Here is a 23,352-nt window from a genome sequence, read left to right on the forward strand (position 1 = left end):
TGGCTTCTTCGAACGCCACCGTGGCACTGTGATGCCTCGGCGGGGGCGAGTCCATCGATTACAGGAGAATGCATAAACTTTGTGGGAGCGGCCTTGTGTCGCGATAGGGCCGCACAGCGGCCCCGGCGATGTTAAGGCATACTACCGCCCTCCCCGGCCACCACCTTTCGCCTCCTCATGCGCATCCACGTCAGCTTCATCGACCGCGTCGGCATCACCCAGGAAGTCCTCGCCCTGCTTGGTGCCCGCCACCTCAACCTGGACGCCGTGGAGATGGTCCCGCCGAACGTCTACATCGACGCCCCCACCCTCAGCCCCGCCGTGCTCGAAGAACTGCATGATGCACTGTTCGAGGTGCAGGGCGTGCAATCGGTGGACGTGGTCGACATCCTCCCCGGCCAGCGTCGCCACCTGCAGCTCGATGCCCTGCTGGCAGCGATGAGCGACCCGGTGCTGGCGGTGGACAGCGCAGGCCTGGTGCTGCTGGCCAACCCGGCGCTGATCGCCCTGTGCGGCCGCGAATCCGCCGGGCGCTCGGTGGGTGAACTGTTCGGCGACCCCGCGCTGCTGCAAGCGCTGCTGGACAACAACTTCCACCTGCCCATGCGCGAGATGCAGCTCAACGGCCAGAGCCTGCTGCTGGACGCCATGCCGATCACCAACGCCGGTGGACTGCTGACGCTGTACCCCCCGACGCGCATGGGCGAACGCCTCTCGGCCCTGCACCACGACCATGCCGAAGGCTTCGATGCCCTGCTCGGCGAGTCGCCCGCCATCCGCACGCTCAAGGCCCGCGCCCTGCGCGTGGCGGCGCTCGATGCACCGCTGCTGGTGCATGGCGAAACCGGCACCGGTAAAGAGCTGGTGGCCCGCGCCTGCCATGCCATCAGCAGCCGCCATGCGGCACCGTTCCTGGCCCTGAACTGTGCCGCACTGCCCGAAAGCCTGGCCGAGAGCGAGTTGTTCGGTTACGCCCCTGGCGCCTTCACCGGCGCGCAACGCGGTGGCAAGCCCGGGCTGATGGAGCTGGCCAACCAGGGCACGGTGTTCCTTGATGAAATTGGCGAAATGTCACCGTATTTGCAGGCCAAGCTGCTGCGTTTCCTAAGCGATGGCAGCTTCCGTCGGGTAGGCGGCGACCGCGAAGTGAAGGTGGATGTGCGCATCATCAGCGCCACCCACCGCGACCTGGAGCGCATGGTCGCCGAAGGCAGCTTCCGCGAAGACCTGTTCTACCGCCTCAACGTGCTCAACCTGCAGGTACCGCCCCTGCGCGACAGGGGCCAGGACATCCTGATGCTGGCGCACTTCTTCATGCAGCAAGCCTGCACGCAGATCCAGCGCCCAGCCTGCCGGCTGACCCCCGCCACCCACTCTGCACTGCTGGCCAACCCTTGGCCGGGCAACGTGCGCCAGCTACAGAACGTGATTTTCCGCGCTGCAGCCATCTGCGAGGGCAACCTGGTGGATATCGGCGACCTGGACATTGCCGGCACCTCGGTGGCCCGCGGGCAGGACGGCGAAGTGGCCAGCCTGGAACAGGCCGTGGGTGATTTCGAGCGGGAACTGTTACAGCGCCTGTATGCCAGTTACCCGTCGACGCGGCAGCTGGCCGGGCGCTTGCAAACTTCGCATACCGCTATTGCCCAGCGACTACGTAAATATGGAATACCGGGGAAACTTTGATACGTGTCGCCAAAACCGACAGCTCATTCAGACTTTTCCTAGCCGTGTAGCCGCAATTGACTGGAGTGCTCGCCGTAGAATGGTGACATCGTAATTTCGCATGTCACCTTGAACGAAGAGTACCTTGATGTTTGAACTCGATTTTTACGGGACACTTGTAGCCGCCTCTTTAGTACTGCTACTGGGGCGAGGGCTGGTCGCGCGTATTGGTTTCCTGCGCGTTTACAATATCCCGGAACCTGTTGCAGGCGGATTGGTCGTTGCCTTGGCACTCTTGGCATTACGCAGCTTCGATATACAGGTCCAGTTTGATACCTCATTGCAAACCCCATTGATGCTGGCGTTCTTCGCCACCATCGGTTTGAGTGCAGACTTCGCCAGCCTGAAGAAAGGCGGGCGTGTGGTCGCCGTGTTCCTGCTGGTGGTGACTGGCTTGCTCCTGGTGCAGAACGCCATGGGCATCGGCCTGGCAACGGCCTTGGGGCTCGACCCGTTGATGGGCCTGCTGGCCGGCTCGATCAGCCTCTCCGGTGGCCACGGCACAGGCGCCGCCTGGGGCGCGACGTTCACTGAAAAATTTGGCCTGCCTTCGGCCTCCGAACTGGCGATGGCCTCTGCCACTTTCGGCCTGGTATTGGGCGGCCTGATTGGCGGCCCGGTTGCCAGGCTGCTAATCAAGCGGGTAAAGACGCACGGCAGCGAAGAAGAGGCTCCCCAACTGCCAAAAGGCTTTGAGCAGCCGAATAAAGAGCGCCTGATTACATCATCTTCATTCATCGAAACCTTGGCCCTGATTGCCGTCAGTTTGCTGGCGGGCACCCTGCTTCACGGTTTATTGAAAAGCACTGCATTTGAATTACCGACCTTCGTGTGCGTATTGTTTGTCGGCGTGTTGTTGCGCAACGGTCTTTCCGCATTCGGCTTCTATCGTGTATTCGAGCGGGAAGTTTCGGTCTTGGGCAATGTCAGTCTGTCCCTGTTCCTGGCCATTGCCTTGATGTCGCTGAAGTTGTGGGACCTGGCCGCACTGGCGTTACCCTTCTTTATATTGCTGGCCACGCAAACACTGGTCATGGCACTGTTCGCGATCTTCGTGACGTTCAGGGTAATGGGCCGCAACTACGATGCGGCAGTACTGGCTGCCGGGCACTGCGGCTTCGGCCTGGGGGCAACGCCGACGGCCATCGCCAACATGCAGGCGGTGACCCAGCGCTACGGGGCCTCGCACATCGCCTTCCTGGTAGTGCCGATGGTGGGCGCGTTCTTCATCGACATCATCAATGTGATCGTGATCAAGCTGTACCTGGCATTGCCCTTCCTTACTGGAGGTTGAATCCCGGCACTTCCGCCTGTATCGATTTCAATACATCGGATTGAAATCGATACACACGCATCCGAATGCGCCTGCACAAGGGTTTGATCCCAAAACCCTTTCCTCCTCCTTGCTATCTGTAGCGTTTTCATTCCACAAAAATGACAAATGCATTGCATGAATTAGCTAAATTGCTGATTTAAAAGGATTTATTGTTATTGGCCGCATTATTGCTTAGGGAATCCCAACCCAAGAGCGCGGAGCCACCGCGCCCAACGCCCTGCTTCCCGAGGATTCCCCATGAGCGAGTTGCGTTTCACTGAAGATCACGAATGGCTGCGCGTCGACGCCGATGGCAGCGTCACCGTGGGCATCACTGCCTACGCCCAGAACGCCCTTGGCGATGTGGTTTTCGTGCAACTGCCCGAATTGCAGCAGTATGAGAAAGGCAGCGAAGCGTCCACCGTCGAGTCGGTCAAGGCCGCCAGCGGCGTGTACATGCCGCTGACCGGCGAAGTGGTCGAGGTCAACGGCCAGCTCGAAAGCAGCCCTGAACTGGTCAACGAAGACCCGATGGGGGAAGGCTGGTTCTTCCGCTTCAACCCGGCCGACATGAGCGAAGTCACCGCCCTGCTCGACCAGGACGCCTACGACCGCCTGATCAAAGCCAACGACGACGCCTGAGGAACCCCGCCATGACCATCAACCTCAGCACCGCCAACGAATTCATTGCCCGTCACATCGGCCCGCGCGCCGCTGACGAGCAGGCCATGCTCGCCGCCCTGGGCTTCGACTCGCTGGACGCCATGACGGCCGCAGTCATCCCCGACAGCATCAAGGGCACCAGCGTACTGGGCTCGCACGACGGCCAGAGCGAAGCCGACGCGCTCGCCGCGCTCAAGGCCATCGCCGGCAAGAACCAGCTGTTCAAAAGCTACATCGGCCAGGGCTACTACAACACCCACACGCCGGCGCCGATCCTGCGCAACCTGCTGGAAAACCCTGCCTGGTACACCGCCTACACCCCGTACCAGCCAGAAATTTCCCAAGGCCGCCTGGAAGCGCTGCTGAACTTCCAGACCCTGATCAGCGACCTGACCGGCCTGCCGATCGCCAACGCCTCCCTGCTCGACGAAGCCACTGCTGCGGCCGAGGCCATGACCTTCTGCAAGCGCCTGTCGAAGAACAAGGCCAGCCATGCCTTCTTCGCCTCCGTGCACTGCCACCCGCAAACCCTCGACGTGCTGCGCACCCGTGCCGAACCGCTGGGTATCGAGGTGGTGATCGGCGACGAGCGTGAGCTGGGCGATGTCAGTGCCTTCTTCGGCGCCCTGCTGCAATACCCCGCCAGCAACGGTGAAGTGTTTGACTACCGTGAAGTGGTTCAGCGCTTCCACGCCGCCAACGCCCTGGTCGCCGTGGCCGCCGACCTGTTGGCCCTGACCCTGTTGACCCCGCCGGGCGAATTCGACGCCGACGTGGCCATCGGCAGCGCCCAGCGTTTTGGCGTACCACTGGGCTTCGGTGGCCCGCACGCGGCTTACTTCGCCACCCGGGACGCGTTCAAGCGCGACATGCCGGGCCGCCTGGTCGGCGTATCGATCGACCGCTTCGGCAAAACCGCCCTGCGCCTGGCCATGCAGACCCGCGAGCAGCACATCCGCCGCGAAAAGGCCACCAGCAACATCTGCACCGCCCAGGTGCTGCTGGCCAACATCGCCAGCATGTTCGCCGTTTACCACGGCCCGGCCGGCCTCAAGCGCATTGCCGAACGCACCCATGCACTGACCGCGATCCTGGCCGCCGGCCTGAAGACGCTGGGCGTCCAGGTAGTGGGCGCCAGCGCCTTCGACACCCTGACCCTGGCTACTGGCACTGCCACCGCAACCCTGCATGACAACGCACGCGCCCAGGGCATCAACCTGCGCCAGATCGACGCCGCCCACGTGGGCCTGTCGCTGGACGAAACCAGCAGCCAGGCAGACGTAGAATCCCTGTGGCAGCTGTTCGGTGACGACAAGGCCCAGCCTGACTTCGCCGCCCTGGCTGCCAGCACCGGTTCGCTGCTGCCTGCCGCCCTGCTGCGCCAGTCGGCCATCCTCGAACACCCGGTGTTCAACCGTTACCACAGCGAAACCGAGCTGATGCGCTACCTGCGCCGCCTGGCCGACAAGGACCTGGCACTGGACCGCAGCATGATCCCGCTGGGCTCGTGCACCATGAAGCTGAACGCGGCCAGTGAAATGATCCCGGTCACCTGGGCCGAGTTCGGCAACCTGCACCCGTTCGCCCCGGCCGCGCAGAGCCAGGGCTACCTGCAGATGACCACCGAGCTGGAAGCCATGCTGTGCGCCGCCACCGGCTATGACGCCGTGTCGCTGCAGCCCAACGCCGGCTCCCAAGGCGAGTACGCAGGCCTGCTGGCCATCCGCGCCTACCACCGCAGCCGTGGCGAAAGCCACCGCGACATCTGCCTGATCCCGTCGTCGGCCCACGGCACCAACCCGGCCACCGCACACATGGCTGGCATGCGCGTAGTCGTCACCGCCTGTGACGCCCGCGGCAACGTCGATGTCGAGGACCTGCGCGCCAAGGCCATCGAGCACCGCGAGCGCCTGGCCGCGATCATGATCACCTACCCGTCGACCCACGGTGTGTTCGAGGAAGCGATCGGCGAAATCTGCGCGATCATCCACGACAACGGTGGCCAGGTGTACATCGACGGCGCCAACATGAACGCCATGGTCGGCCTGTGCGCGCCAGGCAAGTTCGGCGGCGACGTGTCCCACCTGAACCTGCACAAGACCTTCTGCATCCCGCACGGTGGTGGCGGCCCGGGCGTGGGCCCGATTGGCGTCAAGTCGCACCTGGCGCCGTTCCTGCCCGGCCATGCGCAGCTGGAAAACACCGAAGGGGCGGTGTGCGCCGCACCGTTCGGCAGCGCCAGCATCCTGCCAATCACCTGGATGTACATCCGCATGATGGGCGGCGCCGGCCTGAAGCGTGCTTCGCAGATGGCGATCCTCAACGCCAACTACATCGCCCGCCGCCTGGAAGAGCACTATCCTGTTCTGTATACCGGTGGCAATGGCCTGGTGGCCCACGAGTGCATCCTCGACCTGCGCCCACTGAAAGACACCAGCGGCATCAGCGTCGACGACGTGGCCAAGCGCCTGATCGACTTCGGTTTCCACGCCCCGACCATGTCCTTCCCGGTGGCCGGCACGCTGATGATCGAACCGACCGAAAGCGAGGCCAAGGAAGAACTGGACCGCTTCTGCGACGCCATGATCCAGATCCGCGAAGAAATCCGTGCGGTCGAAAGCGGTAGCCTGGACAAGGACGACAACCCGCTCAAGAACGCCCCGCACACGGCGGCCGAGCTGGTTGGCGAGTGGGCCCACGGCTACAGCCGCGAGCAGGCGGTCTATCCGCTGCCAAGCCTGGTGGAAAGCAAGTACTGGCCGCCGGTCGGCCGGGTCGACAACGTGTTCGGCGACCGCAACCTGGTGTGCGCTTGCCCGTCGATCGAGAGCTATCAGGACGCCTGATTGCGCTCAGGCCCGCTACCTGACTTGAGGTGTGGACCTCTGTGGGAGCGGGCGCGCCCGCGAATGCGATGATGACTTCACCGACGCATTCGCGGGCACGCCCGCTCCCACCGGGTTCACCGTCCGCCTAATTTTCCTGGCTGGAGGAACCACCATGTCACTGAGCGTTTTCGACCTGTTCAAGATCGGCATCGGCCCCTCCAGCTCCCATACGGTCGGCCCGATGCGTGCTGCCGCACGTTTCGCCGAAGGCCTGCGCCGCGACGGCCTGCTGCCCAGCACGATTAGCGTCAAGGCCGAGCTGTATGGCTCCCTGGGCGCCACCGGCAAGGGCCACGGCAGTGACAAGGCCGTACTGCTAGGCCTTGAAGGTGAACACCCCGACACCGTCGACACCGGCTCCATCCCAGGCCGCCTGCAGGCCATCCGCGACAGCGGCCACATCAACCTGCTGGGCGAACAGCGCATTGCGTTCATCGAAAAGCAGCACCTGGCAATGATCCGCAAGCCGCTGGACTACCACCCCAACGGCATGATCTTCCGCGCCTTCGACGACGCCGGCCTGCAAATCCGCAGCCGCGAATACTATTCGGTGGGCGGTGGTTTCGTGGTCGACGAGGATGCCGCCGGCCACGACCGTATAGTCGAGGACAGCACCGTGCTGCCCTACCCGTTCAAGACCGCCAAGGAACTGCTTGGCCACTGCACCACGCAGAACCTGTCGGTAAGCCAGGTGATGCTGGCCAACGAGGCCGCCTGGCGCCCGGAGGCGGAGACCCGCGCCGGGCTGCTGCGTATCTGGCAAGTGATGCAGGATTGTGTTGAAGCCGGCTGCCAGCATGAAGGCATCCTGCCGGGCGGGCTCAAGGTCAAGCGGCGGGCCCCGGCCCTGTACCGCCAGCTGAGCCGCCACCCGGAAGCCAGCCTGCGCGATGCGCTGTCGGTGCTGGACTGGGTCAACCTGTATGCCCTGGCGGTGAACGAGGAAAACGCCAATGGCGGGCGTGTGGTTACCGCACCCACCAATGGCGCCGCGGGCATCGTCCCGGCGGTGCTGCACTACTACATGCGCTTCGTGCCGGGCGCCAGCGACGACGGGGTGGTGCGTTTTCTGCTCACCGCCGCAGCGATCGGCATCCTGTACAAGGAGAACGCCTCCATCTCCGGCGCCGAAGTGGGCTGCCAGGGTGAAGTCGGCGTGGCCTGTTCAATGGCCGCCGGCGCGCTGTGCGAAGTGATGGGCGGCACCGTGCAGCAGGTGGAAAACGCTGCCGAAATCGGCATGGAACACAACCTGGGCCTGACCTGCGACCCGATCGGCGGGCTGGTGCAGGTGCCCTGCATCGAGCGCAACGCCATGGGCTCGGTGAAGGCCATCAACGCGGTGCGCATGGCCTTGCGCGGCGACGGTCAGCACTTCGTGTCGCTCGACAAGGTCATCCGCACCATGCGCCAGACCGGCGCCGACATGAAAAGCAAATACAAGGAGACCGCCCGCGGCGGTCTTGCCGTCAACATCATCGAATGTTGACCCAACAATAAAACCAAGGAGTCACCGATGTCCGAAACACTGCTCAAGACCCCACTGCACGCCCTGCACCTGGAACTGGGTGCGCGCATGGTGCCGTTTGCCGGCTACGACATGCCGGTGCAGTACCCGCTGGGCGTGCTCAAGGAACACCTGCACACCCGCGAGCAGGCCGGCCTGTTCGATGTCTCACACATGGGCCAGATCATCCTGCGCGGAGCCGATGCCGCCAAGGCCCTGGAAAGCCTGGTGCCGGTGGATATCATCGACCTGCCGGTGGGCATGCAGCGCTACGCCATGTTCACCAATGAACAAGGCGGCATCCTTGACGACCTGATGGTTGCCAACCTGGGCGACGACACCCTGTTCCTGGTGGTCAACGCCGCCTGCAAGGACCAGGACCTGGCCCACCTGCAAACGCACATCGGCAGCCGTTGCGAGGTGCAGCCGCTGTTCGAACAACGTGCCCTGCTTGCCCTGCAAGGGCCGGCAGCGGTCAAGGTGCTGGAGCGCCTGGCCCCGGAAGTGGCCGGCATGACCTTCATGCAGTTCCGCCCAGTAAAGCTGCTGGGTGAAGACTGCTTCGTCAGCCGCTCAGGCTACACCGGCGAAGACGGCTACGAAATTTCGGTACCGGTCCAGGCCGCCGAAGCCTTGGCCCGCCGCCTGCTGGCCGAGCCCGAAGTACAGCCTATCGGCCTGGGCGCACGCGACTCGCTGCGCCTGGAAGCCGGCCTGTGCCTGTACGGCCATGACATGAATACCGAGACCACCCCGATCGAAGCGAGCCTGCTGTGGGCGATTTCCAAGGTGCGCCGTGCCGACGGTGCACGTGCGGCCGGCTTCCCCGGCGCTGAAGCGATCTTTGCCCACCAGCGCGACGGTGTGGCGCGCAAACGTGTCGGCCTGTTGCCGCAGGAGCGTACGCCAGTACGTGAAGGCGCGGATATTGTCGATGAAAACGATAAGCCGGTAGGTAAAGTGTGCAGCGGCGGCTTTGGCCCGACACTCGGCGCACCTGTTGCAATGGGTTATATCGATAGTGAACATGCTGCACTCGACACCGCACTGTTTGCCGTGGTGCGCGGCAAGAAGGTTGCCTTGAAAGTCAGCAAAATGCCTTTCGTGGCGCAACGTTACTACCGTGGTTGAAACGGCTTTGTGAAGGTTGTGGCCAGGTTCGACATATTCGTTTTCGAACCTGCCCAATAACTTTTGAACATGGCGCCAGGCCAGGCGCCACGCCGTTTCCGACAAATTGGTCGGTTATCGGCAAGCGGCCGATTTTCCATTCGACCAAGGGCTTGTTTTTCGCTCGGGAGTTGTCGTAGAGTCACTGCACTGTGTTTGCATGGGTCGCAACAGTTCGTGACCTGGGCCAGTAGCCGCAATCTGCTACAACCCGTTCGACGTCTCTTACTTTCCTGCAACCCAGCCCAGTAGTCTTTTGCTTACAAACAATGCAGAAGAAACTGTCATCAAAATTTAAGTTTCATAGGAACTAAGACAATGGCTGAGCGTCAGAACGGTACCGTCAAGTGGTTCAATGACGAAAAAGGTTACGGTTTCATCACCCCAGAAAGCGGTCCGGATCTGTTCGTGCACTTCCGCGCCATCCAGGGCAACGGCTTCAAGAGCCTGAAAGAAGGCCAGAAAGTGACCTTCGTTGCTGTGCAGGGCCAAAAAGGCATGCAGGCTGACGAAGTCCAGGCTGAAGCCTGATACTTCTAAAAAAGAGCCCCTGCGTTGACGCGCAGGGGCTTTTTTTTGCTTGCGATTCCATAGAATGAGCTTTTCCCCCTGGAGTTGCCGAGCGATGCCCAAGCCCCACCTTATCCCTCAAGGCGACTTCCCCGCTGCTGGCCTGGGCCGAAGACTGGCCGCGATGTTCTATGACTTCCTGCTATGTACTGCGCTGCTCATGGTGACAGCCGGTGCCTACAAGCTGATCCAGATGGCGATCATCGGCGAAGCGCGCATGCGAGAGCTGACCGAAGCCGGCGCACTGGATGGCGACCCGCTATTGTCGACGGTACTGCTGTTCGCCTTGTTCGGCTTCTTTGCCAAGTTCTGGACCCATGGCGGGCAGACGCTGGGCATGCAGGTGTGGGGCGTGCGCGTGCAGAATGCCGATGGCTCAGCCATCAGCCTGTGGCAGGCGTTGTTGCGCTTCGTGGTGTCGATTGCCTCATGGCTGTGCCTGGGGCTGGGGTTCTTCTGGGTGTTGATCGACAAGCGCAAGCGTGGCTGGCATGACATCTATTCGGAAAGCCAGCTGGTGCGGGTGCCGAAGCAAAAGAAATGATCCGAGCGTTGTGCTGCCTGTGCTGGCCTCTTCGCGGGTAAACCCGCTCCCACAGGTACAGCACAGTATTCGAACCCCATGCGATCCCTGTGGGAGCGGGTTTACCCGCGAAGAGGCCTGAACAGGCAACACCCATGAAAAAGCCGACACTGAGGTCGGCTTTTTTAGACAACTCAGGCCACTATCCTGCCCGACGCAACAGCCAGACACCGGCCAAGGCGCAGATCCCCGCCGGGATCACCACCGCCAGCAGCGGCGGGAAGCCGAACACCTGGCTGGATGGCCCCAGCAGGTCCTGGGCGATGCGGAACACGAAGCCCACCAGTACACCGGTGAACACGCGCTGGCCAAGGGTTACCGAGCGCAGCGGGCCGAAGATGAAGGAAATCGCCATCAGCACCAGCGCCGCGGTGACCATCGGCTGCAGCACCTTGGTCCAGAACGCCAACCAGTAACGGGCATTGTTCAGGCCCTGGTCGGACAGGTAGTGGATGTAATCCCACAACCCGGTAATGGACAGCGACTCCGGCGCCAGGATCACCGTATTGAGCAGTTCTGGCGTGAGCGAAACGTCCCAGCGCTCCTGCGGTGCGCTGACGACTTCAGTGTGGTCGCCACGGAAGTAGGTGGTACGCACGTCGGCGAGCAACCAGTGGTCGCTCTGGTACTGCGCGCGGCGGGCGAAGCTCGAAGTAACGATCTTGCGTTCGCTGTCGAAGCGGTAACGGGTCACACCCAGCAACAGGCCGTTGGGCTGCACGGCGTTGATGTGCACGTACTCTTCACCCTGGCGGTGCCACATGCCGCGCTTGGAGCTTTGCGCCTCACCACCGCCCTGGGCCAGGGAACGGTCGGCCTGGGCCTTGTTCTCGGTCACCGGAGCCACGTATTCGCCAATCAGCAGGCCAACCAGCATCAGCACCAGCATCGGTTTCATCACCGCCCAGACGATGCGGCCGATGGACACCCCGGCCGCACGCATGATGGTCAGTTCGCTGCTGCTTGCCAGGCTGCCCAGGCCGATCAGGCAGCCGATCAGGGCTGCCATCGGCAGCATGTCGTACAGCCGCCGAGGTGCGGTGAGCATGACGAAGTTGCCAGCCTCCATCACCGTGTAGGTGTCACTCAGGTCGCTCATCTCGTCGATGAAGGCAAACAGCGAGGCCAGGCCGAGGATGATGCCCAGCACCGCCAGGATGGCCAGCAGTACGCTCTGGCCGATGTAGCGGTCCAGCTTACCCATGGGCCACCTCCGCACGACGGGCGGCGCGCTTGAGGCGCATCGGTTCCCAGTACAACAGGCCGAGGCCGATCAGCAGGAACAGGCCGTGGACCCACCACATGCCCAGGCCAATCGGCAATTTGCCCTTCTCGAGGGCGCCGCGTACGGAAATCAGCATTGTCAGGTAGGCCATGTACAAGAGAATTGCCGGCAGCAGCTTGAGGAAGCGGCCCTGGCGGGGGTTGACCCGTGACAGCGGCACCGCCAGCAGGGTCACGACGAATACCAGGATCGGCAGCGACAGCCGCCATTGCAGCTCGGCACGCTCTCGCAGGCCCTTCTTGCCGATCAGCTCGGAAGTAGGGATGGCTTCGCGCTCGGTGACTTCCTCGGCGACTTCCGGTTTGGGCAGCAGCACACCATAAGTATCGTACTTGATCGCGCGGTAATCGGCCTGGCCCGGGTTACCGTCATAGCGATAGCCGTTTTCCAGCACCAGGTAGCGGTTGCCGTCGGCCTGGATCTCCTGGTGACCTTTTTCAGCGACCAGTACCGATGGGGCGCGGTCCTTGGTCTTGTCCTGGTTGAAGCGCTTCTCGGAGATGAACACCCCGGCCAGGTTGACGCGGTCGTCCGACAGCTGCTCGGTGTAGGTCACCCGCGAACCGTCACGCAAGGTCTGGAAGCGGCCCGGCACCAAGGTGTCGAACTCGGTCAGCGTGTCCTGCTGGGCAATGATCTGCTGCACCTGGGCAACGCCCAACGGCGCAAGGCTCAGGCTCAGCCAGGCCACCAGCAGGGCGACCAGCGCCGCCGGTACCATGGTCAGCCCCAACAGGCGCTGCTGGCTCATACCGGTTGCGGACAGCACGGTCATCTCGCTTTCCAGGTACAGCCGCCCGTACGCCAGGAGAATGCCGAGGAACAGCCCCAGAGGCAGGATCAGTTGCAGGAAACCCGGCAGCCGGAAGCCCATGATCAGGAACAGCACGCCCGGGTCGAGCACGCCCTGGGCCGCCTGGGCCAGATACTTGATGAAGCGCCCGCTCATGATGATCACCAGCAGCACAGCGCTGACGGCGCTCAAGGTCACCAGGACCTCGCGGGAGAGATAACGAAAGACGATCAAACCAGACACTCCTGGGTTGTCAGGGCGGACTGCCATGCAATGGCGCCAAACAATGACTTAGTACAGCCAAGACCAATGCCGGTTCGCCAAAGGCGAACCTCCATGTAAAGTGCGCGCATTATCCTGTGATTGACCGCGCCTGTCACTTGGCCGCGCATGAAGGCGCATAACGGGGTTGTCAGCACGCTTGCCGCAGGCTCAAACTGGCAGCTTTTCCGCTGGCGCGCGACTCCGCCGCCAGGCCCGTCCAGAGCGCTGGAACACACAGCGCCATTCGTATCGATCATTCGGGGACCCTGACATGGAACTGGTTGTAAAAAGCGTAGCTGCTGCATCCGTAAAAACCGCCACCCTGGTCATTCCGGTAGGTGAAAACCGCAAGCTCGGCGCTGTTGCCAAGGCTGTCGACCTGGCCAGCGAAGGTGCCATCAGCGCTGTGCTCAAGCGCGGCGACCTGGCTGGCAAGCCAGGCCAGACCCTGCTGCTGCAGAACCTGCAGGGCCTGAAAGCCGAGCGCGTGCTGCTGGTAGGCAGCGGCAAGGACGAAGCCCTGGGCGACCGCACCTGGCGCAAACTGGTCGCCAGCGTGGCCGGCGTGCTCAAGGGCCTGAATGGCGCCGATGCAGTGCTGGCCCTGGACGATGTCGCGGTCAACAACCGCGATGCACACTACGGCAAATACCGCCTGCTGGCCGAAACCCTGCTGGACGGCGAGTACGTGTTCGACCGCTTCAAGAGCCAGAAGGTCGAGCCACGCGCCCTGAAAAAAGTCACCCTGCTGGCCGGCCAGGCCGAGGTCGAGCGCGCCGTCAAGCACGCCAGCGCCATTGCCACCGGCATGGCCTTCACCCGCGACCTGGGCAACCTGCCGCCTAACCTGTGCCACCCAAGCTTCCTCGCCGAACAGGCCAAGGAGCTGGGCAAGGCGCACAAGGCGCTGAAGGTCGAGGTGCTGGACGAGAAGAAGATCAAGGACCTGGGCATGGGCGCGTTCTACGCCGTGGGCCAAGGCAGCGACCAGCCACCCCGCCTGATCGTGCTCAACTACCAGGGCGGCAAGAAGGCAGACAAGCCGTTCGTGCTGGTGGGCAAGGGCATCACCTTCGATACCGGCGGCATCAGCCTCAAGCCAGGCGCCGGCATGGACGAAATGAAGTACGACATGTGCGGTGCTGCCAGCGTGTTCGGCACCCTGCGCGCGGTGCTCGAACTGCAACTGCCGGTCAACCTGGTGTGTCTGCTGGCCTGTGCCGAGAACATGCCAAGCGGCGGTGCCACCCGCCCGGGTGACATCGTTACCACCATGAGCGGCCAGACCGTCGAAATTCTCAACACCGACGCCGAAGGCCGCCTGGTGCTGTGCGACACCCTGACCTACGCCGAGCGCTTCAAGCCGCAGGCGGTGATCGACATCGCCACCCTGACCGGCGCCTGCATCGTCGCCCTGGGCAGCCACACCACCGGCCTGATGGGCAACAACGACGACCTGGTTGGCCAGTTGCTCGACGCTGGCAAACGCGCCGACGACCGTGCCTGGCAGTTGCCGCTGTTCGATGAATACCAGGAGCAGCTGGACAGCCCGTTCGCCGACATGGGCAACATCGGTGGGCCGAAGGCCGGCACCATCACCGCAGGCTGCTTCCTGTCGCGCTTCGCCAAGGCCTACAACTGGGCGCACATGGACATCGCCGGTACCGCATGGATCAGTGGTGGCAAGGACAAAGGCGCCACAGGCCGCCCGGTGCCCCTGCTGACCCAGTACCTGCTGGACCGCGCTGGCGCCTGACGCCGTGAGGCCGGCGGTGCCTTGCGCACCTCCGGCCGGCGATTACCACCATGAGCAAAGTCGACTTTTACATCCTGCCCACCGACTCGCTGTCGGCGCGGCTCGATTTCGCCTGCAAACTGTGCGAAAAGGCCTGGCGCCTCGGCCACCGGGTCTATCTGCACTGCCAGGATGAAGAACAGCGCAGCGAGCTGGACCTGCGTTTGTGGCGCTTCAAGGGTGAGGCCTTCGTGCCCCACGACCTGGCCGAGCTGCATGCCGATGCCGGCGTGGCCCTTGGCCTGGCTGACAATGCGGGCGATCACCGCGACCTGCTGATCAACCTGGGGGCCGGCGTGCCGGGCTTCGTCGGCCAGTTCGAGCGGGTGGCCGAAATCGTGGTGGAAGAGCCTGGCATCCGCCAATCAGCCCGGGAGCGATTCCGTTTCTACCGCGAACAGGGCTATGCTCTGCAAGACCACCGCTTACAGCGACTTTGACGACGATGGACAAGCCCTCCCCTTTGCCCGACTCCGCCCATCTGCTCGATGACCTCGAGTCGATCCGCCAGCTGCTTGGCGACGCCGACCTGCAACCGCCGCTGCTGACCGAGACGGTGGAACAGATCCCGTTACTGCTGGAAGAACCTGCCGGTAACCCTGCGCCTGATGGCGAGCCAATCGCTGTCGAGCCCGAGGAAGACCCGCAGACACGCCGGCAGGACACCCTGCTGCACCTGGAAAGCGAGCTGCGCGCTGCGGCGCAGATGATCATGCAGGACGTGATCAACGACTTCACCCCGCATATCGAAAACGAGATCAAGCGCCGGCTGGATGCGCGGATCGAGCGCTTGATCAAGCGTACCGAGTGATATTCCGGGGCCGCTTTGCGGCCCATTCGCGGCACAATGCCGCTTCTGCAGGCACCGCGGTCCCTGTAGGAGCGGCCTTGTGCCGCGAATGGGCTGCAAAGCAGCCCCAGCGGCTGTCGCCTCAACACCCCAGCTTGGTTATACTTCCCGGCTTTCCCGAATAAATGCACAGGGTCCCGCCGCGCATGGATAAGACCTACCAGCCGCACGCCATCGAAACTTCCTGGTACAACACCTGGGAGTCCGAGAACTATTTCGCCCCACAAGGTGCAGGCGAGTCCTACACCATCATGATCCCGCCGCCGAACGTGACCGGCAGCCTGCACATGGGCCACGGGTTCAACAACGCGATCATGGACGCCCTGATCCGTTTCCGCCGCATGCAAGGCCGCGACACCCTGTGGCAGCCAGGTACCGACCACGCCGGTATCGCCACCCAGATGCTGGTCGAGCGCCAGCTCGAAGCCAAGGGCCAGAACCGGCATGACCTGGGCCGCGAGAAGTTCCTGGAAAAAGTCTGGGAATGGAAGGACCAGTCCGGTGGCAACATCAGCCGCCAGATCCGCCGTCTGGGCTCGTCGGTAGACTGGAGCCGTGAGCGTTTCACCATGGATGACGGCCTGTCCGACGCGGTCAAGGAAGCTTTCGTGCGCCTGCACGAAGACGGCCTGATCTACCGCGGCAAGCGCCTGGTCAACTGGGACACCAAGCTGCACACGGCCATCTCCGACCTCGAAGTGGAAAACCACGACGAAAAGGGCCACCTGTGGAACCTGCGCTACCCGCTGGCCGACGGCGCCAAGACCGCCGAGGGCCTGGACTACCTGGTCGTTGCCACCACCCGTCCGGAAACCCTGCTAGGTGACGCGGCCGTTGCGGTCAACCCGACCGACGAACGCTACCAGGCGCTGATCGGCAAGTTCGTCGAACTGCCGCTGGTTGGCCGCCGCATCCCGATCATCGCCGACGACTACTGCGACCCCGAGTTCGGTACCGGCTGCGTGAAGATCACCCCGGCTCACGACTTCAACGACTACGAAGTCGGCAAGCGCCACAACCTGCCGCTGCTGAACATCTTCGACAAGAATGCCTTCGTGCTGGCCAGCGCCCAGGCCTTCAACCTCGACGGCAGTATCAACGAGCAGGTCGACACCCGCCTGCCGGCCCAGTACGCCAACCTCGACCGCTTCGTCGCGCGCAAGCAGATCGTTGCCGACCTGGACGCCCAGGGCCTGCTGGTGAGCATCGACGACCACGCCCTGAAAGTGCCGAAAGGCGACCGTTCGGGCACCGTCATCGAGCCGTGGCTGACCGACCAGTGGTACGTTTCCACCAAGCCGCTGGCAGAACCTGCCATCGCTGCCGTTGAAGATGGCCGCATCCAGTTCGTGCCCAAGCAGTACGAGAACATGTACTTCTCCTGGATGCGTGACATCCAGGACTGGTGCATCAGCCGCCAGCTCTGGTGGGGCCACCGCATCCCGGCGTGGTACGACGAGGCCGGCCAGGTCTACGTTGGCCGCGACGAAGCCGAAGTGCGTGCCAAGCACAACCTCGGCGCCGACGTGGCCCTGCGCCAGGACGACGACGTACTCGACACCTGGTTCAGCTCGGGCCTGTGGACCTTCTCCACCCTGGGCTGGCCGGAACAGACCGAGTTCCTCAAGAAGTTCCACTCCACCGATGTGCTGGTAACCGGCTTCGACATCATCTTCTTCTGGGTTGCGCGCATGATCATGCTGACCATGCACCTGATCAAGAACGAAGACGGCACCCCGCAAGTCCCGTTCAAGACCGTGTACGTGCACGGCCTGGTGCGTGACGGCCAGGGCCAGAAGATGTCCAAGTCCAAGGGCAACGTCCTCGACCCGCTGGACATCGTCGACGGCATTACCCTCGACGCCCTGCTGGAAAAACGCACCAGCGGCATGATGCAGCCCAAGCTTGCCGAGAAGATCGCCAAGCAGACCAAGGCCGAGTTCCCCGAAGGTATCGCCAGCTACGGCACCGACGCCCTGCGCTTCACCTTCTGCTCGCTGGCCTCCACTGGCCGCGACATCAAGTTCGACATGGGCCGCGTCGAAGGCTACCGCAACTTCTGCAACAAGATCTGGAACGCCGCCCGCTACGTGCTGGACAAAGGCGAAGACTGCGGCCAGAACGGCGAAGCCTACGAACTGTCGTTGGCTGACCGCTGGATCATCTCGCAACTGCAGCGCACCGAAGCCGAAGTGACCCGCCAGCTGGAGCAGTTCCGCTTCGACCTGGCCAGCCAGGCGCTGTACGAGTTCATCTGGAACCAGTACTGCGACTGGTACCTGGAGCTGTCCAAGCCGGTACTGTGGGACGAAAACGCCCCGGTCGAGCGCGCCCGCGGCACCCGTCGCACCCTGGTGCGCGTACTGGAAGTGGCGCTGCGCCTGGCGCACCCCTTCATGCCGTTCATTACCGAAGAAATCTGGCAGCGCATCGCGCCGCTGGCCGGTATCGAGGGCAAGACCATCATGCTGCAGCCGTGGCCGGTGGCCAATGAAGCGCGCATCGACGCAGCTGCCGAAGGCGACATCGAGTGGCTGAAGGAACTGATGGTCGGCCTGCGCAATATCCGCGCCGAGATGAACATCGGCCCGGGCAAGCCGCTGCCGCTGTTCCTGAAAAACGCCAACGCCGACGACCAGCGCCGCCTGCACGAAAACGAAGCGCTGCTGAAGAAGCTGGCCAAGGTCGAGTCGTTCACCGTCCTCGGCGATGCCGACGAAGCGCCGCTGTCGGCCACCGCCCTGGTCGGTGACCTGCAAGTGCTGGTGCCAATGGCCGGCCTGATCGACAAGGATGCCGAGCTGGCGCGCCTGAACAAGGAAATCCAGCGTCTGCAAGGCGAAGTGCAACGTGTTGGCGGCAAGCTGTCCAACGCCGCCTTCGTCGACAAGGCACCGCCTGCCGTGATCGAGAAGGAACGCGCCAAGCTGGCCGAGTCCGAACAGGCCCTGGCCAACTTCACCGAGCAGCATGCGCGGATTGCAGCGCTGTAACTTGACACTGCTGATCTGACCAGCGAGGGCTTCGCCCTCGTTCGCGGCACAAGGCCGCTCCTACAGGCACGGCGCCGGTTTCAAGGGCGCCGCTATCCTGCAGGAGCGGCCTTGTGCCGCGAATGGGCCGCACAGCGGCCGCCTGGCCAGCACATGCAGCACCGGACCCGAGCATGACCCAAGACAAACCCACCCTGCACCCGCGCAACCGCCACCAGGGCCGTTACGACTTCCCCAGCCTGATCAAGGCCCACCCTGACCTGGCGCGCTTCACCATCACCAACCCCCATGGCAAACCCAGCATCGACTTCGCCAACCCCGAAGCCGTGCGGGTGTTCAACCGCGCCCTGCTCAAGGCCCAGTACGGCATCCAGCACTGGGACATCCCCGCCGATTACCTGTGCCCACCCATTCCCGGTCGCGCCGACTACATCCACGTGGCCGCCGACCTGTTGGCCGACGACAATGCGGGTGAGATCCCCAAGGGCGCCCAGGTGCGTGCGCTGGATATCGGCGTTGGCGCCAACTGCATCTACCCGCTGCTGGGCTACAGCGACTACCGCTGGCGTTTTCTCGGCTCGGACATCGACCCCGTGGCCCTGGCCTCGGCCAAAGCCATCGTCCAGGCCAATGGCCTGGGCAAGGCGATCACCCTGCGCCAGCAGGCCAACCGCGCGCATATCCTCAGCGGCTTGCTGCAGGACGACGACCGCTTCGACCTGACCCTGTGCAACCCGCCCTTCCATGCCTCGCGCGAGGAAGCCACCCGCGGCAGCCAGCGCAAGTGGAAAAACCTCGGCAAGCAGGACCCCAAGCGCAAGCTGCCGGTGCTGAACTTCGGGGGCCAGAACAATGAGTTGTGGTGCGAAGGCGGCGAAATCCGCTTTGTCACCCAACTGGTTGGCGAAAGCGTGCAGTACGCCAAGCGGGTGCTGTGGTTTACCAGCCTGGTGTCCAAGGCCAGCAACCTGCCGGGGATAGACGCTGCGTTGAAAAAGGCCGGTGCCAAGGCCGTACGCATCATCGAGATGGGCCAGGGGCAGAAACAGAGCCGCATGGTCGCCTGGAGCTTCCATGACGACGCCGCGCGCCAGGCCTGGCACGCCCAGCGTAAATCACAGGCATGAAAAAACCGCGCCTGGGCAAGCCAGGCGCGGTTTTTGTCAATGCTTCAACAATTACTTGTTGATGGCATCGGTCAGCACTTTGGCTGGAACGAACTTGACGACTTTCTTGGCAGCGATTTCGATGGCAGCGCCAGTCGAAGGGTTGCGGCCGGTACGGGCAGGACGCTCGGAGACTTTCAGCTTGCCGATGCCTGGCAGAGTGATTTCGGCGCCGTTTTCCAGTTGGTCGGCAACGATCTGGCCCAGTTGCTCCAGAGCGTTTTTAGCGGTGGCTTTTGGCGCGGCGATCGATTCGGCGATGTCGGCAATCAGTTGGTCTTTGGTCAATGCCATGGTGATGTTCCTTCCCTATCAAATTCGATGGTTATGCAGCGAACTACGACGTTATCGGGCCAGCCCCTTACAGTGGAGGGCCGCGCCAATCGCGTATGTAGATACGTAAATCGACGTTTGGTTCGACACGACGACAGCACGCTGCCAGCACTGCGCCACACGAGGGGCGCAAGACCGCGCAAAACTACCACAGGAATGGATAAATATCCGCTGCGCACTTCGATTTAATGCAGGTTTTTCGGGGGTTTTAGCCTAAAACGCACAAAACTGAACAAAAAACGAACAACCGACATATCCGCCAACATACGGCCACTGCATCACCTTGTGTCTAGGGTAAACTTGACGCCTTTTGCAGCTCGCCGAGAATCCCATGCCAATCCGTCATTGCATCGTTCACCTGATCGACAAAAAGCCTGATGGCAGCCCTGCTGTATTGCACGCCCGCGACGCCGAGCTGGCGGCTTCCGACGCCATCGAAAACCTGCTGGCTGACCTCAACGACAGTTACAACGCCAAGCAAGGCAAGGCCTGGGGGTTCTTCCACGGTGAGTCCGGGGCGTATCCGCTGAGCGGCTGGCTGAAGCAGTACCTCGACGAGGAAAAGGACTTCACCGCATTCAGCCGCGTGGCGGTGGAGCACCTGCAAAAGCTGATGGAAGAGTCCAACCTGTCTACTGGCGGCCACACCCTTTTTGCTCACTACCAGCAAGGCATGACCGAATACCTGGCGATTGCCCTGCTGCACCACAGTGAAGGCGTGGCGGTGAACGCCGAGCTTGATGTGACCCCTTCGCGCCACCTTGACCTTGGCCAGTTGCACCTGGCAGCGCGCATCAACCTGTCGGAGTGGAAGAACAACAAGAATTCCAAGCAGTACATTTCGTTCATCAAAGGCAAGAACGGCAAAAAGGTCTCGGACTATTTCCGCGACTTCATCGGCTGCCAGGAAGGCGTCGACGGCCCGGGCGAAACCCGCACCCTGCTCAGGGCCTTCAGTGACTTCGTCGAGAGCGAAGACTTGCCCGAAGAGTCCGCCCGCGAAAAGACCCAGACCCTGGTCGAATACGCGACTAGCCAGACCAAAATGGGCGAACCGGTAACGCTGGAAGAACTGTCCAGCCTGATCGACGAGGACCGGCCAAAGGCGTTCTACGACCATATCCGCAACAAGGATTACGGCCTGTCGCCGGAAATTCCCGCAGACAAGCGCACCCTCAACCAGTTCCGCCGCTTCACCGGGCGTGCCGAGGGGCTGTCGATCAGCTTCGAGGCGCACTTGCTGGGCGACAAGGTGGAGTATGACGAAGAGGCGGGGACCTTGATCATCAAGGGCTTGCCTACAACCCTGGTGGATCAGCTGAAGCGGCGCAAGGACTGATACCTCCAAGGCCGCTGAAGGAGGCCACCAGCGCCTCCTTCGCCGACTTGCGCAGCCGCTTCACCAACCGCTCCTGGCGCAACGCTTCGCCTTTGTCCGGCCATTGCTCGACATACACCAGCGCCTGGGCCGGGCTGGTCTTGAAGTAACGCGCGCCCTGCCCTTTCTGATGCGCGGTAAACCGGCGCTGCGGGTCATCACTGATGCCACAGTACAGCGAGCCGTTGGCAGCCCTTACCAGGTAGACATACCAGGGTTTGCCAACAACCGTCTCAACGGCATCACTCACCTTGGGCCTGCTGGAAAGCGCGCAATCCCTTGAATGCCTGCAGGCGTACTTTGTTCTGCACCAGTGGCGACCAGCCCAGCAACATACCCGGCACACCCAACGCCTGCCGCGACCAGCGCCACAGGTCGAAGGTGTCGTCATGCTGGCAGATCAGCCCATCGCGGATCACAAAGCGGGCCTGGATGTCGTTGACCACAATACGGCCGGTCTGGCTGAACAGGTAGGTCGCCACCCAGTGCGCGCCGCCGCTGCGCTCGTCGGCGCGCACACTGTCGAATGCCAGCGTGAAGTCTTTGGCGCGGGTGGTGAGCATCCGCCACATGTCCCCCGCATCCTTGCCGCGCAGGGTACCGAAAACCGGGTCGCTGAAAACGATATCGTCGCTGTAGCAAGCCACCATGCCCTCGGCGTCCAGGCGCTGGAAGGCCTGGTAGAAGCGGGTGATCAGGTCGCGGTTGGCGTCACTCATGGGGCAGGTCCGTCCTGGGGTCGAAAGCAGCACGATAATCTGCCCCGATGGCTTATGCCAGTCTCAAACTTTTTCGCTGGTCACCTGCACATGCAACGCGCGCCCGGCACCCAGCCCGAACACGATTGCACCTACCCCCAGCACAGCAAAAATCCACCCTACTGCCGCCCAGCCCCCTGTCAGGTCATGCACCAGGCCCACCGCGAACGGCCCCATCGACGCCAGGGTGTAACCTACTCCCTGGGCCATGCTCGACAGGTTCGCGGCCACATGGGCATCTTTCGAGCGCAGCACGATCAAGGTCAGCGCCAGGGCAAAGGTTCCGCCCTGCCCCAGGCCCAACACCACGGCCCATCCCCACAGCCCCGACACCGGTGCATACAGGCAACCGAACAGGCCAGCCAGGGTAATCAGCATGACCAGCACGATCGCCAGCCGCTGGTCCTTGCCGCGGGTGGCCAGCCAAGGCGCACTCAGGGAGCTGACCAGCTGCACGATCACCGACCCCGACAACACCAGCCCCGCTTCGGTCGGGCTCAGGCCGCGACCGATGAGGATGGATGGCAACCAGCCGAACACGATGTAAGCCAGCGATGACTGCAGGCCCATGTAAAGGGTCACCTGCCAGGCCAGCGGGTCACGCCACAGGCCACGCACGCGATAGGCCACCTTGTGCAGGCCGTGCCCCTGGCGGGCCTGCGGCAGCCACACCAGCATGGCCAGCAGGGCCGGTAGCACCCAGAAGCCCAACCCCAGCGCCCAGCTGCCGTCAAAATGTTGGGCCAAAGGTACGGTGGCACCGGCTGCCATCGCTGCGCCCAGGCACAACGCCATGGTGTACACACCGGTCAGTGTGCCAGCGTGCTGCGGGAAGTCGCGCTTGACGATACCCGGCAACAGCACGCCGATAATTCCGATGCTGGCCCCCGCCATCAGGCTGCCAAGAAACACCCCGATGGCCCCAAAGGCGCTTCGCACCATGATGCCCAGCGCCAGGGTGACGAGGATGCCCAGGATCACCCGCTCGCTGCCAAAACGCCGCGCCAGTACCGGCGCCAGTGGGGCGAACAGCCCCAGGCACAGCACCGGCAAGGTAGTCAGCAACCCGGCCTGCGAAGCACTCAGCCCCAGGCCTTCGGCAACCTGCCCCAGCACCGGCGCCATGCTCGACAATGCAGGGCGCAGGTTCAATGCCACCAGCACCAGGCCAAGCAACAACAGCCAGGGCCGCCGCAATACCACAGGCTGTTGCTGCACCTGCTCGTCGTCCGCCTCAGCGTCGATCAGCAGCTCATCGAGATCCCGCTCGTTGCGCGGGTTGTTACGGGTGATGGATTCAGCCATGGCCTTCTCGG

The 23,352-nt window shown here is 63.0% G+C and carries 20 protein-coding genes; 14 read left to right on the forward strand and 6 right to left on the reverse strand.

Translation table 11 applies throughout. The features are described from left to right. The first annotated feature begins 177 nt into the window (after window positions 1-177). The 8 genes from WF331_RS04030 (at window position 178) to WF331_RS04065 (ending at window position 10,382) form a co-directional block, all read left to right on the forward strand. A complete protein-coding gene (locus WF331_RS04030; RefSeq protein WP_016501299.1) occupies window positions 178-1,686 on the forward strand; it encodes a sigma-54-dependent transcriptional regulator in 1,509 nt (502 codons plus the stop codon). Between the two features lie 127 nt (window positions 1,687-1,813). Next, complete coding sequence (gene gltS, locus WF331_RS04035) at window positions 1,814-3,019, forward strand: sodium/glutamate symporter (RefSeq protein WP_016501300.1); 1,206 nt, start codon at window positions 1,814-1,816, stop codon at window positions 3,017-3,019. A gap of 279 nt (window positions 3,020-3,298) precedes the next feature. Beyond that, window positions 3,299-3,682 (forward strand): glycine cleavage system protein GcvH, encoded by a 384-nt coding sequence (gene gcvH, locus WF331_RS04040; protein ID WP_340622669.1) that lies wholly within the window; start codon window positions 3,299-3,301, stop codon window positions 3,680-3,682. Between the two features lie 11 nt (window positions 3,683-3,693). Beyond that, window positions 3,694-6,549, forward strand: a complete 2,856-nt coding sequence (gene gcvP / locus WF331_RS04045) for an aminomethyl-transferring glycine dehydrogenase (protein WP_340622670.1) — start codon at window positions 3,694-3,696, stop codon at window positions 6,547-6,549. A 154-nt stretch (window positions 6,550-6,703) separates the two neighbouring features. Further along, window positions 6,704-8,080 carry an L-serine ammonia-lyase gene (locus WF331_RS04050; RefSeq protein WP_284395656.1) on the forward strand — a complete coding sequence of 459 codons (1,377 nt, stop codon included), beginning with the start codon at window positions 6,704-6,706 and terminating at the stop codon, window positions 8,078-8,080. 27 nt (window positions 8,081-8,107) lie between these two features. Next, the gene (gene gcvT / locus WF331_RS04055) at window positions 8,108-9,229 is read left to right on the forward strand and encodes a glycine cleavage system aminomethyltransferase GcvT (RefSeq protein ID WP_340622671.1); all 1,122 of its coding nucleotides are present in this window, start codon (window positions 8,108-8,110) and stop codon (window positions 9,227-9,229) included. A gap of 357 nt (window positions 9,230-9,586) precedes the next feature. Then, on the forward strand, window positions 9,587-9,799 hold the full coding sequence (locus WF331_RS04060; RefSeq protein WP_016501305.1) for a cold-shock protein: 213 nt from the start codon (window positions 9,587-9,589) through the stop codon (window positions 9,797-9,799). Between the two features lie 94 nt (window positions 9,800-9,893). Continuing rightward, window positions 9,894-10,382 (forward strand): RDD family protein, encoded by a 489-nt coding sequence (locus tag WF331_RS04065; RefSeq protein WP_340622672.1) that lies wholly within the window; start codon window positions 9,894-9,896, stop codon window positions 10,380-10,382. Between the two features lie 181 nt (window positions 10,383-10,563). On the opposite strand, the gene lptG is transcribed toward WF331_RS04065, so the two are convergent. Further along, window positions 10,564-11,625 carry an LPS export ABC transporter permease LptG gene (gene lptG / locus WF331_RS04070; protein WP_063426410.1) on the reverse strand — a complete coding sequence of 354 codons (1,062 nt, stop codon included), beginning with the start codon at window positions 11,623-11,625 and terminating at the stop codon, window positions 10,564-10,566. Then, window positions 11,618-12,733 (reverse strand): LPS export ABC transporter permease LptF, encoded by a 1,116-nt coding sequence (gene lptF / locus WF331_RS04075; protein ID WP_016501308.1) that lies wholly within the window; start codon window positions 12,731-12,733, stop codon window positions 11,618-11,620. Before lptF ends, lptG begins: the two co-directional genes overlap by 8 nt. Window positions 12,734-13,034: 301 nt before the next feature. Between lptF and WF331_RS04080 the strand changes: the two genes are divergently transcribed. From WF331_RS04080 to rlmF, 5 genes are all read left to right on the forward strand, one after another. Further along, entirely contained in the window at window positions 13,035-14,519 is a 1,485-nt protein-coding gene (locus WF331_RS04080; protein WP_340622673.1) for a leucyl aminopeptidase, read from the forward strand. A 50-nt stretch (window positions 14,520-14,569) separates the two neighbouring features. Beyond that, complete coding sequence (locus WF331_RS04085; RefSeq protein WP_016501310.1) at window positions 14,570-14,998, forward strand: DNA polymerase III subunit chi; 429 nt, start codon at window positions 14,570-14,572, stop codon at window positions 14,996-14,998. Between the two features lie 5 nt (window positions 14,999-15,003). Further along, window positions 15,004-15,369 (forward strand): hypothetical protein, encoded by a 366-nt coding sequence (locus WF331_RS04090; RefSeq protein ID WP_016501311.1) that lies wholly within the window; start codon window positions 15,004-15,006, stop codon window positions 15,367-15,369. A 185-nt stretch (window positions 15,370-15,554) separates the two neighbouring features. After that, a complete protein-coding gene (locus tag WF331_RS04095; protein ID WP_016501312.1) occupies window positions 15,555-18,401 on the forward strand; it encodes a valine--tRNA ligase in 2,847 nt (948 codons plus the stop codon). Between the two features lie 173 nt (window positions 18,402-18,574). Next, the gene (rlmF, locus tag WF331_RS04100; RefSeq protein ID WP_016501313.1) at window positions 18,575-19,528 is read left to right on the forward strand and encodes a 23S rRNA (adenine(1618)-N(6))-methyltransferase RlmF; all 954 of its coding nucleotides are present in this window, start codon (window positions 18,575-18,577) and stop codon (window positions 19,526-19,528) included. Window positions 19,529-19,579: 51 nt separating this feature from the next. Here the strand turns inward: rlmF and WF331_RS04105 are convergent, their stop codons facing one another. Beyond that, entirely contained in the window at window positions 19,580-19,861 is a 282-nt protein-coding gene (locus WF331_RS04105; RefSeq protein ID WP_003255106.1) for an HU family DNA-binding protein, read from the reverse strand. 370 nt (window positions 19,862-20,231) lie between these two features. Between WF331_RS04105 and yejK the strand changes: the two genes are divergently transcribed. After that, the gene (gene yejK / locus WF331_RS04110; RefSeq protein ID WP_016501314.1) at window positions 20,232-21,239 is read left to right on the forward strand and encodes a nucleoid-associated protein YejK; all 1,008 of its coding nucleotides are present in this window, start codon (window positions 20,232-20,234) and stop codon (window positions 21,237-21,239) included. Here yejK and WF331_RS04115 read toward each other — a convergent pair. The 3 genes from WF331_RS04115 to WF331_RS04125 all read right to left on the reverse strand — a co-directional run bounded on the left by WF331_RS04115 (window position 21,199) and on the right by WF331_RS04125 (window position 23,341). Then, window positions 21,199-21,528, reverse strand: coding sequence for a GIY-YIG nuclease family protein (locus WF331_RS04115; protein WP_016501315.1), 330 nt, complete (start codon window positions 21,526-21,528; stop codon window positions 21,199-21,201). The two genes, yejK and WF331_RS04115, sit on opposite strands and share 41 nt — an antisense overlap. After that, window positions 21,521-21,997 carry a nuclear transport factor 2 family protein gene (locus tag WF331_RS04120; RefSeq protein WP_016501316.1) on the reverse strand — a complete coding sequence of 159 codons (477 nt, stop codon included), beginning with the start codon at window positions 21,995-21,997 and terminating at the stop codon, window positions 21,521-21,523. Before WF331_RS04120 ends, WF331_RS04115 begins: the two co-directional genes overlap by 8 nt. Before the next feature lie 63 nt (window positions 21,998-22,060). Further along, window positions 22,061-23,341, reverse strand: coding sequence for a CynX/NimT family MFS transporter (locus WF331_RS04125; RefSeq protein ID WP_016501317.1), 1,281 nt, complete (start codon window positions 23,339-23,341; stop codon window positions 22,061-22,063). Window positions 23,342-23,352 lie beyond the last annotated feature (11 nt).

The sequence above is a fragment of the Pseudomonas sp. YNh genome (assembly GCF_037993085.1).
Taxonomy (GTDB): domain Bacteria; phylum Pseudomonadota; class Gammaproteobacteria; order Pseudomonadales; family Pseudomonadaceae; genus Aquipseudomonas; species Aquipseudomonas putida.

Bases quoted from the DNA above. Each gene is read 5' to 3' on its own strand.
- WF331_RS04030 (WP_016501299.1), top strand. From the start codon at position 178: ATGCGCATCCACGTCAGCTTCATCGACCGCGTCGGCATCACCCAGGAA.
- gltS (WP_016501300.1), top strand. From the start codon at position 1,814: ATGTTTGAACTCGATTTTTACGGGACACTTGTAGCCGCCTCTTTAGTA.
- gcvH (WP_340622669.1), top strand. From the start codon at position 3,299: ATGAGCGAGTTGCGTTTCACTGAAGATCACGAATGGCTGCGCGTCGAC.
- gcvP (WP_340622670.1), top strand. From the start codon at position 3,694: ATGACCATCAACCTCAGCACCGCCAACGAATTCATTGCCCGTCACATC.
- WF331_RS04050 (WP_284395656.1), top strand. From the start codon at position 6,704: ATGTCACTGAGCGTTTTCGACCTGTTCAAGATCGGCATCGGCCCCTCC.
- gcvT (WP_340622671.1), top strand. From the start codon at position 8,108: ATGTCCGAAACACTGCTCAAGACCCCACTGCACGCCCTGCACCTGGAA.
- WF331_RS04060 (WP_016501305.1), top strand. From the start codon at position 9,587: ATGGCTGAGCGTCAGAACGGTACCGTCAAGTGGTTCAATGACGAAAAA.
- WF331_RS04065 (WP_340622672.1), top strand. From the start codon at position 9,894: ATGCCCAAGCCCCACCTTATCCCTCAAGGCGACTTCCCCGCTGCTGGC.
- lptG (WP_063426410.1), bottom strand. From the start codon at position 11,625: ATGGGTAAGCTGGACCGCTACATCGGCCAGAGCGTACTGCTGGCCATC.
- WF331_RS04080 (WP_340622673.1), top strand. From the start codon at position 13,035: ATGGAACTGGTTGTAAAAAGCGTAGCTGCTGCATCCGTAAAAACCGCC.
- WF331_RS04085 (WP_016501310.1), top strand. From the start codon at position 14,570: ATGAGCAAAGTCGACTTTTACATCCTGCCCACCGACTCGCTGTCGGCG.
- WF331_RS04090 (WP_016501311.1), top strand. From the start codon at position 15,004: ATGGACAAGCCCTCCCCTTTGCCCGACTCCGCCCATCTGCTCGATGAC.
- WF331_RS04095 (WP_016501312.1), top strand. From the start codon at position 15,555: ATGGATAAGACCTACCAGCCGCACGCCATCGAAACTTCCTGGTACAAC.
- rlmF (WP_016501313.1), top strand. From the start codon at position 18,575: ATGACCCAAGACAAACCCACCCTGCACCCGCGCAACCGCCACCAGGGC.
- WF331_RS04105 (WP_003255106.1), bottom strand. From the start codon at position 19,861: ATGGCATTGACCAAAGACCAACTGATTGCCGACATCGCCGAATCGATC.
- yejK (WP_016501314.1), top strand. From the start codon at position 20,232: ATGCCAATCCGTCATTGCATCGTTCACCTGATCGACAAAAAGCCTGAT.
- WF331_RS04120 (WP_016501316.1), bottom strand. From the start codon at position 21,997: ATGAGTGACGCCAACCGCGACCTGATCACCCGCTTCTACCAGGCCTTC.
- WF331_RS04125 (WP_016501317.1), bottom strand. From the start codon at position 23,341: ATGGCTGAATCCATCACCCGTAACAACCCGCGCAACGAGCGGGATCTC.